14 protein-coding genes are annotated in these 12,979 nt (G+C 70.1%); 12 read left to right on the plus strand and 2 right to left on the minus strand.

Annotation, left to right across the window (positions count from 1 at the left end; all coding sequences use genetic code 11):
* Positions 1 to 109 precede the first annotated feature (109 nt).
* Positions 110 to 574: a GreA/GreB family elongation factor gene (locus tag ACIRGA_RS36585; RefSeq protein WP_400950439.1), complete on the minus strand. Its 465-nt coding sequence runs from the start codon at positions 572 to 574 to the stop codon at positions 110 to 112.
* Between the two features lie 123 nt (positions 575 to 697).
* On the opposite strand from ACIRGA_RS36585, the gene ACIRGA_RS36590 reads away from it, so the two are divergent.
* The 6 genes from ACIRGA_RS36590 (at position 698) to glyA (ending at position 5,490) form a co-directional block, all read left to right on the plus strand.
* Positions 698 to 1,285: a TetR/AcrR family transcriptional regulator gene (locus ACIRGA_RS36590; RefSeq protein WP_037335180.1), complete on the plus strand. Its 588-nt coding sequence runs from the start codon at positions 698 to 700 to the stop codon at positions 1,283 to 1,285.
* Between the two features lie 116 nt (positions 1,286 to 1,401).
* Positions 1,402 to 2,628: a M14 family metallopeptidase gene (locus ACIRGA_RS36595; protein ID WP_400950480.1), complete on the plus strand. Its 1,227-nt coding sequence runs from the start codon at positions 1,402 to 1,404 to the stop codon at positions 2,626 to 2,628.
* An 83-nt stretch (positions 2,629 to 2,711) separates the two neighbouring features.
* Positions 2,712 to 3,233, plus strand: a complete 522-nt coding sequence (locus tag ACIRGA_RS36600) for a gamma carbonic anhydrase family protein (RefSeq protein WP_400950442.1) — start codon at positions 2,712 to 2,714, stop codon at positions 3,231 to 3,233.
* Between the two features lie 34 nt (positions 3,234 to 3,267).
* The gene (rplK, locus tag ACIRGA_RS36605) at positions 3,268 to 3,699 is read left to right on the plus strand and encodes a 50S ribosomal protein L11 (RefSeq protein WP_007028514.1); all 432 of its coding nucleotides are present in this window, start codon (positions 3,268 to 3,270) and stop codon (positions 3,697 to 3,699) included.
* Between the two features lie 210 nt (positions 3,700 to 3,909).
* Positions 3,910 to 4,110, plus strand: a complete 201-nt coding sequence (locus tag ACIRGA_RS36610) for a hypothetical protein (RefSeq protein WP_400950445.1) — start codon at positions 3,910 to 3,912, stop codon at positions 4,108 to 4,110.
* Positions 4,111 to 4,221: 111 nt separating this feature from the next.
* The gene (gene glyA / locus ACIRGA_RS36615; RefSeq protein ID WP_400950449.1) at positions 4,222 to 5,490 is read left to right on the plus strand and encodes a serine hydroxymethyltransferase; all 1,269 of its coding nucleotides are present in this window, start codon (positions 4,222 to 4,224) and stop codon (positions 5,488 to 5,490) included.
* Positions 5,491 to 5,565: 75 nt separating this feature from the next.
* Here glyA and ACIRGA_RS36620 read toward each other — a convergent pair whose 3' ends face one another.
* A complete protein-coding gene (locus ACIRGA_RS36620) occupies positions 5,566 to 6,081 on the minus strand; it encodes an inorganic diphosphatase (RefSeq protein WP_400950454.1) in 516 nt (171 codons plus the stop codon).
* 167 nt (positions 6,082 to 6,248) lie between these two features.
* Here ACIRGA_RS36620 and dacB point away from each other — a divergent pair, with 167 nt between their 5' ends.
* The 6 genes from dacB to ACIRGA_RS36650 all read left to right on the plus strand — a co-directional run bounded on the left by dacB (position 6,249) and on the right by ACIRGA_RS36650 (position 12,848).
* A complete protein-coding gene (gene dacB / locus ACIRGA_RS36625; protein WP_400950458.1) occupies positions 6,249 to 8,264 on the plus strand; it encodes a D-alanyl-D-alanine carboxypeptidase/D-alanyl-D-alanine-endopeptidase in 2,016 nt (671 codons plus the stop codon).
* Positions 8,265 to 8,364: 100 nt separating this feature from the next.
* Positions 8,365 to 9,393, plus strand: coding sequence for a zinc-dependent metalloprotease (locus tag ACIRGA_RS36630; protein ID WP_400950486.1), 1,029 nt, complete (start codon positions 8,365 to 8,367; stop codon positions 9,391 to 9,393).
* Positions 9,390 to 10,364, plus strand: coding sequence for a tRNA lysidine(34) synthetase TilS (gene tilS, locus ACIRGA_RS36635; protein WP_400950462.1), 975 nt, complete (start codon positions 9,390 to 9,392; stop codon positions 10,362 to 10,364). The genes ACIRGA_RS36630 and tilS overlap by 4 nt, the downstream gene beginning before the upstream one ends.
* 13 nt (positions 10,365 to 10,377) lie before the next feature.
* Complete coding sequence (gene hpt, locus ACIRGA_RS36640; RefSeq protein WP_016337783.1) at positions 10,378 to 10,941, plus strand: hypoxanthine phosphoribosyltransferase; 564 nt, start codon at positions 10,378 to 10,380, stop codon at positions 10,939 to 10,941.
* A gap of 144 nt (positions 10,942 to 11,085) precedes the next feature.
* Positions 11,086 to 11,451, plus strand: a complete 366-nt coding sequence (locus ACIRGA_RS36645; RefSeq protein ID WP_400950471.1) for a hypothetical protein — start codon at positions 11,086 to 11,088, stop codon at positions 11,449 to 11,451.
* 17 nt (positions 11,452 to 11,468) lie between these two features.
* Complete coding sequence (locus tag ACIRGA_RS36650) at positions 11,469 to 12,848, plus strand: WXG100 family type VII secretion target (protein WP_400950476.1); 1,380 nt, start codon at positions 11,469 to 11,471, stop codon at positions 12,846 to 12,848.
* The last annotated feature ends 131 nt before the right edge of the window (positions 12,849 to 12,979 follow it).

Below are 12,979 nucleotides of genomic sequence, written 5' to 3' on the forward strand. Positions count from 1 at the left end.
CGGGCCGCCGGCCGCGGCGGGGGGGCGTGGGGGGGGGGGTGGGTGGCGGCCGCCCCCCCCCCCCCCCCCCCCCCCCCCCCCCCCCCCCCCCCCACCACCTGGACCGAGGTCAGGCAGGCGGCTTCAGGGTGACGACGGTGGCGCTGGTCTCGCCGCGCGGCGTCCGGTACGTGATCTCGTCGCCCTCCTTGGCGCCGACGAGCGCCAGGCCGAGCGGGCTGTCCGAGGTGACGGTGGAGGCGTCGGCGTCCTCGCCGGGGATCGTGACGATGTGGAGTTCGTCTTCGTCGCCGTCGGCGAACCTGAGGGTGACGGTGGTGCCGTCGGGGAGCAGGCCCTTGCTGTTGCGCCCGCCGTGTTCGAGTTTCGCCGCGACGTCGGCGATCCGCCGCTCGAGGTAGGCGGCGGCCTCCGCGCGGTCCAGCACCTCCGCCTGATCGGCGGCGTCGCCGGTTCGTTCCTGCTCGCCGACGAGCGGCGCCATCGCGTCGCGCTGCGCACGCAGATCGGCGAGTTCCTTCTCCAGCTGCCGTCGCGCGGCCGGGCTGAACCCGTTGTCCCCTGAGGTCACCATGCCGGGCATTGTCCGCTACGGATCGGCGGCTAGCCACCTAGATTTTTCACCCGCTGTGATCGGCCAGGACGAGTGCCCTAAGCTTCAGGGCTCGTGTCCTGACTACTTGGTGTAAGGAACTTCGTGACCGCCGTTCCCGGCCGCAGCGCGCGGCTCTCCCCCAATCAGCTGCAGAAACAGGAACAGATCGTCGAAGCGGCGCGGGTCGTGCTCGCCAGGGACGGGCTCGCGGGTTGCACCGTGCGGGCGATCGCGGACGCCGGGCCGCTCACGAAGAGTGCGATTCATTACTACTTCGCCGACATCGACGTCCTGATCGACCGCGCGATGGCGGCGCACATCACAACCTTCACCGCCGATTTGCGCAAAATTTCGGCGAAACACGATCACCCGGATGAGCGGCTGTTCGCCGCGCTCGAGGCCTTCCTCGCCGAGTTCTCCGGCCGTCCGAACGCGGCCTTCCTCTGGTTCGAGTACTGGATCGCCGCCGGCCGCGCGCAGCACCCTCAGGCCATCGACGTCATGCTGACCTCGATCACCGAACTGCTCGCGGAACTGCTCGCCCCGCTCGACGTCGAAGACCCCCGGGCGCGGGCACGGGCCCTGCTGTCCTATCTGCTCGGCGCGATCGTCCAGCAGCGCGTGCGGCGGCGGCCGTTCGCCGCACTGCGTGGTGACATCGAAGCGCTCTGTTTCGCGAACTACGGCTAGAAATACGCATTAGATCCGTACCGTTACGGATTGTTCGGTATCCCGGCTCCGGCCATGGTGAGGTTCCCCTTCCCCTGCCCAGAGCTAGGAGACATGCGATGCGCATAAGACGGTGCATGGCCGTGGCGATCGCGGCCGTCGCGGCGTTCACCATCCCGGTCGCCGCGAGTCCGGCGACCGCCGACCAGCAGGCCGAGGACGCGCAGGTCCAGATCTACGAGGTCTTCGGCACGGGGACCTCCCAGCAGCGCACCCAGATCTCCCGGCTGGGCGTCGACGTCCTCGGCTCCGCGGGCGGCACGACCACGTTCATCGGTGAGGCGCGCGACGCGGCGAAGATCCGTTCGCTCGGCTACCGCGTCGAGCAGCGCGGCGTGGTCGACCGGTCGGAGAATCCGGGCACGAACGCGATCAACGACTTCCCGCCGTCGGATTCCGGCTTCCACAACTACGCCGAGGTCACCACCGAGCTGCGCAACGCCCAGTCGAACTTCGGGTCGATCGCGCGGTTGAGCAGCGTCGGCAACTCGTATCAGGGCCGTGCGCTGAACATGCTCAAGATCAGCGACAACGTCGGCACCGACGAGAACGAGCCCGAGGTGCTGTTCACCTGCAACCAGCACGCGCGTGAGCACCTCACCACCGAGATGTGCCTGCGGATCGTGAACCGGTTCACCCAGGGCTACGCCTCGGACCCGGCGATCAAACGGTTCGTCGACAGCACCGAGATCTACGTGATCCCGAACGTCAACCCCGACGGCTCGGAGTACGACATCTCCGGCGGCAGCTACAAGTACTGGCGCAAGAACCGCCAGGGCAACGGCACCGACACCAACCGCAACTGGGGTTACAACTGGGGCTGTTGCGGCGGTTCGTCGGGCTCGACCACCAGTGAGACCTACCGCGGCCCGTCGGCGTTCTCCGCCCCGGAGACCAAGGCGGTGTCCGGTTTCGTGAACTCGCGCAAGATCGGCGGCGTCCAGCAGATCAAGGCGAGCATCGACTTCCACACCTATTCGGAGCTCGTGCTGTGGCCGTTCGGCTTCACCTACAACGACACCGCCCCCGGCATGACCGCGGCCGAAGCGCAGCGGTTCCAGACGCTGGGGCGGCAGCTGGCGGCGACCAACGGCTACACGCCGCAGCAGTCGAGCGACCTGTACATCACGGACGGGACGATCGACGACTGGATGTGGGGCACCCACAAGATCCTGAGCTTCACCTTCGAGATGTACCCGCGGGGTTCGAACCCCGGTTTCTACCCTCCCGACGAGGTGATCGTCCGGGAGACCACCCGTAACGACAAGGCCGTGGACCTCCTGCTGAACACCGCCATCGGCTGAGCGACGTTCCGTGAAGGCCTCCTTGAGGGACTCTAGGTCTCTCAAGGGGGCCTTCACGGACATTCGCGCATAGGGTGCGGGGCATGCCGATGTTCGAATTCGAGGGGCTTCGTCCCCAGGTGGATCCCGAAGCGTGGATCGCCCCCACCGCCACCCTGATCGGTGATGTCGTCGTCGAGAAGGGCGCTTCCGTCTGGTACGGCGCCGTGCTGCGCGCCGACTTCGGGAAGATCCTCATCCGCGAGGGCGCCAACATCCAGGACAACTCGGTCATCCACGTCAACGGCGGCGTGACCGAGGTCGGCAAGAACGTCACCGTCGGGCACCAGTGCCTCGTGCACGACTGCACGATCGGCGAGCAGGCGCTGATCGGGAACGGCTCCACCGTGCTCGACAAGGCGCAGATCGGCGCGAAGGCCCTGGTCGCGGCCGGCGCCACGGTGACGCCCGGCATGGTCGTCCCGCCGGAGACGGTCGCCATGGGCAGCCCGGCGAAGAAGCACGTCCCGCTCGACGGCACCGCCCGTGTCTGGGTCGAGCACAACGCGGAGATCTACCAGGAGCTGGCGCGCCGTCACGCCGAAAGCGTCAAGCCGATCGATTGACTCTCCAGTAACTGGAGACCATAGCTTCGGGTGCATGGCACCGAAGTCGAAGAAGAAAACGCATCAGGCGACCCTCGAGCTGACCGCCGGCAACGCGCCGGTGGTCGACCTCGGGAAGACCCTCGGCCAGACCGGCGTGAACCTCGTCGAGGTCAAGAAGGCCTACGACGCGGCGACGGCGGCGCAGCGGGGCGACATCGTCCCGGTGGTCGTGTCGGTGTTCGAGGATCGGTCCTTCGAACTTCGGCTGAAGACCCCGCCCGCGTCGTTCCTCATCAAGAAAGCCTTGGGCGGCAAGGGATCCGGCCGTCCGGGGCATGAGGTCGCCGGGAAGCTGACCCAGGAGCAGTTGCGCGAGATCGCCGAGCGGAAACTGCCGGACCTCAACACCGGCGACCTCGAAGCGGCCATGCGCACGATCGCGGGCACGGCCCGCTCGATGGGCGTCGCGATCGAAGAACCGTGACGCGCAAGCACGTGATCGTCCCGCCTTTCCACGACCTCGACCCGGCCCTCGAGGTCGCGGAAAGGCTGCTGTCCCAAAGGGAATCCGTGGCTCACCGGCGTCGTCTCGGCACTGCCGGACGAGCACGCCGCCGCCGATCGGCTCAACCGGATCCTCGCCGGGACCGGCGCCGCGCCGCGGCTGGTCGAGTCCGGAAAAGGGTGGCGGTTGGTGCAGGTGACGGCGTGGCCCGGCTGCGGGGACCTGGTCGCCGGAGCCTCCGGGCTGGCGGAACTGGTCGCGTTCGGCGGCTGGCGCCGGATCAAACGCTGCGCCGTGTGCGCACAGGCGTTCTGCGATCGCACGGCGGGCTGCAGCCGCCGGTGGTGCGCCGGACATCGTCCGCACGCCGGGTCCCGCTCCGTGCTCTAGGCTGGTCCGCACCAGCGACTGGCGCCATTTGAGGTGGAGCACCACCGGGAAGCGACGACAAGGCCGGTACCGCGCGCCTGGGTCCGGCCGTCTCTGGCAGGAGTACGTCCGATGACACACCAGCCCGAACTTTCCGCCCTCGCCGCCGCCGACCCGCAGATCGCGGGGCTCGTGGAGGACGAGGCGAAGCGCCAGCACGACAAGATCCGCCTGATCGCGTCCGAGAACTACGTTTCCCAGGCCGTACTCGAGGCGACGGGCACCGTCCTCACCAACAAGTACTCCGAGGGCTACGCGGGCAAGCGGTACTACGAGGGCCAGCAGCTCATCGACCAGGTCGAGAATCTCGCCATCGAACGCGCGAAGGCCGTCTTCGGCGTCGACCACGCGAACGTCCAGCCGTACTCCGGCTCCCCGGCGAACCTCGCGGTGTACCTCGCTTTCGCGAAGCCGGGCGACACCGTGCTCGGCATGGCGCTGCCGGACGGCGGCCACCTCACGCACGGCTGGAGCGTGTCCGCGACCGGCAAATGGTTCACCCCGGTCCGCTACGGCGTCCGCAAGGAGACCGGCCGCGTCGACCTCGACCAGGTCCGCGAACTCGCGCTGAAGCACCGGCCGAAGCTGATCTTCGCGGGTGGCACCGCGATCCCGCGCACCATCGACTTCCCGGCGTTCGCGGAGATCGCCCGCGAGGTCGACGCCGTCCTCGTCGCCGACATCGCGCATATCGCCGGGCTGGTCGCGGGCGGCGCGCACCCGTCGCCGGTCGGGCACGCGCAGGTCATCACCACGACCACGCACAAGACACTGCGCGGTCCGCGCGGCGCGATGATCCTCTCCGACGCCGACCACGCGAAGGCCGTCGACAAGGCGGTGTTCCCCGGCCTGCAGGGCGGCCCGCACAACCACACGACCGCCGCGATCGCCGTCGCGCTGGGCGAGGCGCGGAAGCCGGAGTTCGCCGAGTACGCGCACGCGATCGTCGCCAACGCGCGTGCGCTGGCGGAGGCGCTGGTCGAGCGGGGCTACGACCTCGTGTCCGGCGGCACCGACAACCACCTGCTGCTGATCGACCTGACGAACAAGAACGTGCCGGGCAAGCCCGCCGCGCAGGCGCTGGACCGCGCCGGGATCGAACTGAACTACAACACCGTGCCGTTCGACCCGCGCAAGCCGTTCGACCCGTCCGGCATCCGGCTCGGCACCTCCGCGATCACCACGCGCGGGCTCAAGCCGGAGCACCAGGTCAAGGTCGCGGAGTGGATCGACCGCACCATCACCGCGGCGGCGGGCGAGGAACAGTCCGCTTTGGACACCATCGCCGCCGAGATCCGCGAGTTCCTGGCGCCGTTCCCGATCCCGGGCTACTCGGCGTAGGGGCCGGCCGCAGAGACGCGAAGGGGCCCTTCACCGCATGCGATGCGGTGAAGGGCCCCTTCGGCACTCCGAAAACTAGTGCGCCGGACCGTCGACGGCCTCCTTGGCCAGCCGGTCGGTCTCACGGTCGAGCGAACGCTTGATCTCCGCCTCGGCCTCGGAACGCCCGACCCAGCTCGAACCCTCGACGCTCTTGCCCGGCTCCAGGTCCTTGTACACCTCGAAGAAGTGCTGGATCTCGAGCTTGTGGAACTCGTTCAGGTGGTGGATGTCGCGCAGGTGCTCGAGCCGCGGGTCGTTCGTCGGCACCGCGAGGACCTTGTCGTCCGGGCCCTTCTCGTCGGTCATCCGGAACATGCCGATCGCGCGGCAGCGGATCAGGCAGCCCGGGAAGGTCGGCTCCTGGACGAGCACCAGCACGTCGAGCGGGTCGCCGTCCTGGCCGAGGGTGTCGTCGATGAACCCGTAGTCGGCGGGGTACTGGGTGGCGGTGAACAGTGTCCGGTCCAGCTTGATGCGCCCGGTCTTGTGGTCCACCTCGTACTTGTTGCGCTCCCCCTTGGGGATTTCGATAGTGACGTCGAATTCCACGCCGGCCTCGCTGCTCTCGTCTTTGGTACGCCCCGCCGTCGCGGACGGCTCACCGCGTTCATGGTCTTGTCTTCACTAGTGTGGACCACGGGGGCTCGGGCGGTCGCATCGATGTGGTCGTATGTGAGCTTGGCCCCTTCCCCGGACGGTGGATGAAGGAGTGTTGCGTGCCGGAAAACGATGCCCCGAGGTGGCCGTCGGACGACAAAGACACCTCATCCGCCGAGCCCAAGGGCACCAAAGGGGGGAGCGAGGCCACCGTCTGGCTGCCCATGACGGGCCTGGCCAACGGCAAGACCGAAGAGCTGTCAGTGCCGAAGGTCACACCCGAAAGTGGCTCGTGGTTCCAGCCCGTCGTCGAGGTGGAGGAGGAGCCGGACGTTCCGGAGACCCCGACACCGCAGTGGTCCGCCTTCGAGCCGGCGACGCCGGTCGAGCAGCCGAAGGAGCCTGAAGCGCCGAAGACGGTCTTCGTCCAGCCCGTCCAGCCGCGGCAAACAGACAAACCGGACTGGGATCAGTTCGACCATGGCGCCGAGCCCCCCAGACCCGAGCCCCCGAAACCCGAGCCGAGGCCGGAGCCCCCGCGCCGTCCCGAGCAGAGCCGGGTCGAGCAGCCGCGGCCCGCGCCGGTCCCGTCCGCGACCATGCATGCTCGCCCGGTCCGCATCGAGCCCGCCGAAGAGCGCTTCGACTCTGAAGCGACCGTCGGGATCCAGCGACCCGAGCCGCCGTCTCAGGAACCTCCGGCCGCCGAAACCGAGGCCGCGCCCGCGCCGAAACCGAAGCGCAAACGCAAGGCCCTGCTGATCACGACGCTGGTCGTCGTCCTGCTGCTCGCCGGGATGGGCGGCGCCGCCGCGATGCCGAAGGTGTCGAACCGGCTCGGCCTGCCCTGGGCGCCGAACGCGCCGAAGGGCGACATCCCCAAGCCCGCCGGGGTCACCCGGGTCCTGCACGGACCGGACATCAACGGCGCCGGGCCGACGAAGGAAGGTCTCTCGGCCGCGCTGGCCGGTCCCGCCGGTGCCGCGGACCTGGGCACGCTCACCGGCACCGTCGTGGACGCGGCGTCCGGCGAAGTCCTGTGGGACAAGAACTCCGGCACCCCGCTGACCCCGGCGTCGACCACGAAGATCCTCGTCGTGGCGGCCGCGCTGCTGTCGATGGAGCACGGGACGCAGTTCTCGACGAAGATCGTCCAGGGCGCCGAGCCGGGCACCGTCGTCCTCGTCGCGGGCGGCGACCCCTCGCTGACCGCGCTGCCGCTGGGCACCGATTCACCGCTGTACCCGGGCGCGGCGCACGTCGACGACCTCGTCGCCCAGGTCAAGAAGGCCGTGGGCGGCAAGGTCTCCAAGGTCCAGCTGGACATCAGCCTGTTCAAGGGGCCGACGGCCGCGAAGGGCTGGGACCCGGAGGACACCACCGCCGGGAACACCTACATGGCGCCGGTCCTCCCAGTGATGGCCGACGGCGGACGCACCGACCCGAAGAACGACCACTCGCCCCGCGTCGCGAATCCGGCGGCCGCGCTGACCCAGAAGATCGCCGGGAAGCTCGAAGCCCAAGCAGGCGGTACGACGACGGCGCCGAAGGACGCGAAGGTGCTCGGCGAAGTCAAGTCCCAGCCGCTGACGGAGTTCGCGAACTCGCTGCTGCAGCTCTCGGACAACCTGATGGCCGACGTCCTCGCCCGCCAGGTCGCGCTCGCGAAGGGTGCCGAGCCGTCGTTCACCGGCGGCGCGGCCGCGACGATGGACGTGCTCAAGCAGGCCGGATTCGATCTCACCGGGGTCCAGATCAACGACGGCAGCGGACTGTCCGACCAGAACAAGATCCCGGCGAAGGTGCTCAGCGAGATCCTCGCGGTCGCGGCGGCGCCGGACGGCAAGGACCCGAGGACGCCCAAGCTGCGGCCGCTGCTGGCGGGCCTCCCCGTCGCGGGCGGCAGCGGGACGCTGGAGAAGCGCTACGGCGATCCGGCGTCGTCGGCGGGCCGGGGCTGGGTGCGCGGCAAGACCGGGACGCTGTCCGGGGTGAACACCCTGGCGGGCGTGGTGCTGGACACCGACGGCCGGATGCTGGTGTTCGCGCTGATGTCGTCCGGTTCCGATCAGAACAAGGGCAGGGCCGCGCTCGACGTCGTCGCGGCGACCCTGCACAAATGCGGCTGCAGGTGAGCGACCGGAATCGGAGCGTGAGGAAGTCGGGACGGAATCCGGTCTTTCAGCGGGTAGCGTCATAAGAGTGACTGAGGAAACGCCGACCAAGACACGTTCGATGGTCGACTGGTCCCTGGCCGCCTCGACGGGCGCCCTCCTGGTGCGCGGCGGTCCGGTGGTCGACCGCGAAGAGGCCGATGAAGCCGTCGCCGAGCTACGCGACCTGACGAGCGAGGCCGAAGGGCACGTCCGCGAGCTGACCGGGCTCGGCCTCGACCTGCCGCTGTTGCCCGCCGAAGTCGTCGACAGGCCCGGCTGGGTCCGCTCGGCCGCGGCTGGCCTCGACGCGCTCACCGGCCGCGCGCTGCCGGAAGCGCAGGGCGGCCCGCTGGCGCCCGTGCTGGCCGGTGGCGCCGGGGTCCAGACCGGTCTCGTGCTCGCCTTCCTGGCTTCCCGCGTGCTCGGGCAGTACGACCCGTTCGGCGGGCCGGATCGCCGTGGCCAGCTGGTGCTCGTCGCGCCGAACGTGGTCGCCGCCCAGCGCGCGATGGACGTGCCGGGGCACGATTTCCGGTTGTGGGTCTGCCTGCACGAATGCACCCACCGGCTGCAGTTCACCGCGGTCACCTGGCTGCGCGACTACTTCGCCGACGAGGTCGAGCGTCTGATCGGCGGGCTCGCCGGCCGGGACGCGGACGGGCTGAGCGATCTGGTCGGCCGCCTGCCGGACACCATCAAGCAGATCGGCAAGGGCAAGGCGGGCGGCGCCGGCCTCGCCGAACTCCTGCAGTCGCCGAGCGAACGCGCGGTGTTCGACCGGCTGCTGGCCCTTTCCACCCTGCTGGAGGGGCACGCCGACTTCGTGATGGACGCCGTCGGACCGCAGGTCGTGCCGAGCGTCGAGCTGATCCGTTCGCGGTTCACCGCCCGGCGCAAGGGCGGCGGCCTGATCGACCGCGTGCTGCGCAGCCTGCTCGGCGTGGACGCGAAGCTGCGCCAGTACGAACAAGGCGCGAAGTTCACCAAGCACGTCGTCGACGCCGTGGGCATGGACGGCTTCAACGCGGTGTGGACGTCGCCGAACACCCTGCCGACCAGGGCCGAGATCACCGATCCGGCGGCCTGGGTGCGGCGCCTGCACGGGTGAGCGGACCGGATCCGGCGATCGCGGCCGTGCGGACTGCCGTGCGGGAATTCCTCGCGTCGGCGAGTGTCGCGGAGGAAGTCTGCGTCGCCGTCTCCGGTGGCGCGGATTCCCTGGCGCTGACCGAAGCGGCGGCGTTCGTCGGCTCCCGCGCGGGGCTGAAGGTGCGGGCGCTCGTCGTCGACCACGGTCTCCAGGACGGTTCCGCCGAAACCGCCGCCCTGGCCGCGCGCACCGCGCGAGAACTGGGCGCGGGCACCGCCGAGGTGCTGAAAGTGCGCGTCGAGGGCGCGGGTGGACCGGAAGCCGCGGCCCGCCGGGCACGCTACGGTGCCTTGCGCTCGGCGCTGCCGGACGGACGTGGCCTCGTCCTGCTCGGCCACACCCTCGACGACCAGGCCGAAACGGTCCTGCTCGGCCTCGGCCGGGGTTCCGGACCGCGTTCGCTGGCCGGGATGCGGCCGCACGATCCGCCATGGGGACGGCCGCTGCTCGGCGTCACCCGCGCCACCACCCGGCGCGCGTGCCAGGCGCTCGGCGTCGACCCTTGGCAGGACCCGCACAACGAGGACCCGCGGTTCACCCGTGTCCGGTTACGGACGGAAGTACTGCCCCTTCTGGAGGAGGTGCTGTCCGGCGGTGTCGCGGGCTCGCTCGCGCGCACGGCGGCGCAACTGCGCGAGGACACCGAGGCGTTGGACACACTCGCGGGTGAGGTCCACCTGCGTGCTTTCACCGGCGAAGGGCTCGACGTCGCGGTGCTCGCCACCGAACCGCCCGCGCTGCGGCGACGCGTCCTCCGCAGGTGGCTGCTGGACTCCGGGGTCCGCGAACTCACCGACGCCCATCTGCGTTCGGTCGACGCGCTGGTGGGGAACTGGCGGGGTCAGGGCGGGGTCTGGCTACCGGGCGACTTGGTGGCCGCGCGGGCGCATGGCAGGCTCTCCCTCGAACCACCCCATTCCACCACCTAGAGGGGAACGTCCTGTGTACGAAGGCGAGATCGCCTCCGTGCTCGTCACCGAGCAGCAGATCAACGACAAGATCGCCGAGCTGGCCGCACAGGTCGCCGCGGACTACCCGGCCGACGGCCCCGGCTCCGGGCAGGGAGACCTCCTGCTCGTCGGCGTGCTCAAGGGCGCGGTGATGTTCATGACCGACTTCGCCAGGGCGCTTCCCCTTCCCTCCCAGCTCGAGTTCATGGCGGTCTCCTCTTACGGCTCGGCGACGTCGTCGTCGGGTGTGGTGCGGATCCTCAAGGACCTCGACCGCGACATCGCCGGCCGCGACGTGCTCATCGTCGAGGACATCGTCGACTCCGGGCTGACGCTGTCCTGGCTCCTGAAGAACCTCGCGAGCCGGAACCCGGCGTCGCTGGAGGTCGTCTCGCTCCTGCGCAAGCCGGAGGCGGTCAAGGTCGACGTACCGGTCAAGTACATCGGGTTCGACATCCCTAACGAATTCGTAGTCGGATACGGCCTGGACTACGCGGAGCGTTACCGGGACCTGCCCTACATCGGCACCCTGGATCCGCACGTCTACACGTCCTGAGAACCACTTGCCCGGGTATGCGGGAATGCGGAACCCTGAGCACCGAGAACGCGTCATAGGCTGCGATCAAGTGCGTTAACCTATGCGAAGACCTTTGCCACGAAGCCGTCGTGGCCTGGCCCGGGGGAAACGGAGAGAGCTCAGATGGGGAACAGCAGCCTGGCGGACGCGAACGCGTTCAAGAACGCCGCGGCTCAGGGGCAGGTCGGGATCGACCCGGACGCGGCCCAGACCGCACTGAACAAGATCCGCACCGGAAAGGACACCGTCGAGGCGCTGCTCCACAGCGCCGGTGACCTCGGGCAGGCGCCGAAGCTGGGCAACAACCCGGTCGGCAACGCGATCGCGGCGAAGGTCGCGAACCGGGCCGACGGCGGCGGCGACTCCTACACCGCCGCCCTCCAGAACCTGTACCAGCAGTACGAGGCGGCCGAGTCCGGCATCGTCACCGCGATGGCCCGTTACCACGAGATCGACCAGGCCGCGGCCGAGCCGTTCCGGAACGTCTGAGGGGGAGTCAGAAAGCCATGCCACCGAAGCACAGCGCCGACTCTTACGGCGAGAGCAGCACCAGCACCACGCCGGTCCAGCTCGGCGACAACTCGGAGTCCGCGAACATCGTGTCCTCCGCGCGAGGCCGTTCGGACGGCTTCGACATCGGCGCCGACCGCGCCATCACGAACCCGCCGAACTGGGAGAGCGCGCCGAGCAGCCAGGACCTGTGGAACCAGGCCAACCTCGGCAACGACCCCAGCACCGCGACCGCCATCAGCCAGTCCTGGGGTTCGCACGGCAGCAAGCTGAGCCAGGCGTCGAACGACCTCTACAACGCGATCTCCGAACTGGGCGCCGCCTGGATCGGGCAGGGCGCGGCGGCCGCGCAGGGTTCGCTGGTCGCCATCGCGAACTCGGGTTCGCAGGCCTCCGAGGCCGCGCACACGATGTCGGACAGGCTGCAGAAGCAGGCTGACGCCGCCACCAAGGTCAAGCTCATGCCGAAGCCGACCGACTACAGCCCCGAGAAGGCCATGGGCCAGGCGCTGGCGGCGGGCCCGGTCGGGATGATCACCGACCAGAAGCCCCTCGCCGACCAGGACAAGGAAGTGCGGGCGGAGCAGGCCAGGTTCCTTGAGGCCTACACCAAGGAGATGAGCGAGGTCGACAGCTCGACCCCGAGCTTCGGCCCCGAATCCCTCGGCATGAAGCCGACCGCCACGCACAACAGCGCTTCGTTCAGCGGTGTCGGCAACGTCGGCGGCGGTGGCCTCAACTCCGGCGCCGTCTCCGGCACCCCCGTCCTCGCCGGCACGCACGGCTACGGCGGCGTGCAGGGCAGCGGCGCGGCTCCGATCCACGCCGGTCCGGACGCGGGTTCGTTCTCGCAGGCTGGCTACACCCCCGCCGCGGGCAACCTGCCGGCTTCCGGTCTCGCACCGGGTGCCGGCGTCGCTTCCGGCGCGGGCGCCCCGATGACCCCGCACGCCCCGGCGAGCGGCGGCAACGGACTCGGCCAGGCCCTCACCGCGGCCGGGCTCGGCGGCGCTCTCGGCTACGCCGGTGGCAAGGCGCTCGGGCAGGGCAACAAGTCCGGCGCCAAGGACACCGACAGCACCGACGCGGCGGCGACCGAAAAGGGCGGCCCCGCGCAGAGCGCGGCGTCCCAGGCCGTGCCGCAGCAGGGCATCGTGTCCTCCAGCGGCACCATCGGTGGTGGCGCCACCCCGCCGCCGATGCAGGGGATGGGCGGCGGCATGGGCATGGGCGCCCACGGCGCGCAGGCCGAGCAGGAAGAGGAGCACACGCACGCGTCGTTCCTCATCGAGCCGGACCCGGACGACGCCTTCGGCGCCAACGAGGCGACCCCGCCGCCGGTCATCGGCGCCTGGACCGAAGACGACGAACGCTAGAACGGTTTTCACCGGGCGCGGGGGGGGGGGGGGCCCCCCCCCCCCCGGGGGGGGGGGGGGGGGGGGGGGGGGGGGGGTGAAGGGCGCACAGGCCCCCCCCCCGAACACCCCCCCCCCCCCCCCCCCCCCAC

Source organism: Amycolatopsis sp. NPDC102389 (assembly GCF_044765885.1).
In the GTDB taxonomy this organism is placed as follows: Bacteria; Actinomycetota; Actinomycetes; order Mycobacteriales; family Pseudonocardiaceae; genus Amycolatopsis.

Coding starts and splice junctions, on each gene's coding strand:
- ACIRGA_RS36600 (WP_400950442.1), top strand. CDS start 2,712: ATGCCGATGTTCGAATTCGAGGGGCTTCGTCCCCAGGTGGATCCCGAA.
- ACIRGA_RS36595 (WP_400950480.1), top strand. CDS start 1,402: ATGGCCGTGGCGATCGCGGCCGTCGCGGCGTTCACCATCCCGGTCGCC.
- ACIRGA_RS36630 (WP_400950486.1), top strand. CDS start 8,365: ATGGTCGACTGGTCCCTGGCCGCCTCGACGGGCGCCCTCCTGGTGCGC.
- ACIRGA_RS36650 (WP_400950476.1), top strand. CDS start 11,469: ATGCCACCGAAGCACAGCGCCGACTCTTACGGCGAGAGCAGCACCAGC.
- glyA (WP_400950449.1), top strand. CDS start 4,222: ATGACACACCAGCCCGAACTTTCCGCCCTCGCCGCCGCCGACCCGCAG.
- ACIRGA_RS36585 (WP_400950439.1), bottom strand. CDS start 574: ATGGTGACCTCAGGGGACAACGGGTTCAGCCCGGCCGCGCGACGGCAG.
- rplK (WP_007028514.1), top strand. CDS start 3,268: ATGGCACCGAAGTCGAAGAAGAAAACGCATCAGGCGACCCTCGAGCTG.
- ACIRGA_RS36645 (WP_400950471.1), top strand. CDS start 11,086: ATGGGGAACAGCAGCCTGGCGGACGCGAACGCGTTCAAGAACGCCGCG.